The sequence below is a fragment of the Bifidobacterium sp. RTP21102st3_E2_RTP21102_210122 genome, from assembly GCF_040916945.1.
GTDB classification, from domain to species: domain Bacteria; phylum Actinomycetota; class Actinomycetes; order Actinomycetales; family Bifidobacteriaceae; genus Bifidobacterium; species Bifidobacterium longum.
This window is the reverse complement of sequence record NZ_JBCPAN010000039.1, coordinates 646-1,019: the sequence shown is the minus strand read 5'-3', so window position 1 is coordinate 1,019 and position 374 is coordinate 646. Positions and strand designations below refer to the sequence as shown.

1 protein-coding gene is annotated in these 374 nt (G+C 65.0%); it reads left to right on the top strand.

What is annotated here, in order from left to right; all coding sequences use genetic code 11:
* Nucleotides 1-374 (top strand): hypothetical protein (locus AB5287_RS10100; RefSeq protein WP_368221196.1); only part of this gene is annotated, 374 nt, incomplete at both ends.

Below are 374 nucleotides of genomic sequence, written 5' to 3'. Positions count from 1 at the left end.
CACGTACGCCTCCGCTGCCGACCTGCGTGTCACCACGGTTCGCGACGTGCCGAGCACCGAGGTCAAGGTCAACAAGTGCGATCTGCAGAACCTGTACGATGACGCTTCCGCCCTGACCGAGGCCACCTACACCGCCGACACCTGGAAGGTGCTCGTCGCCAAGCGCGACGCCGCCAAGAAGGTGCTGGACGACGAGAACGCCACCGCGCACGACGTGGCTCTCGCCTACCAGAACCTGAAGGATGCCATCGCCGCCCTGGAAGAGCGCGTGGACACCTCCAAGCTCGCCGGCCTGGTCGCCGATGCCGAGAAGCTCAAGGAATCCGCGTACACCAAGGATTCGTGGGCCGCGTTCAAGAAGGCTCTGGATGCCG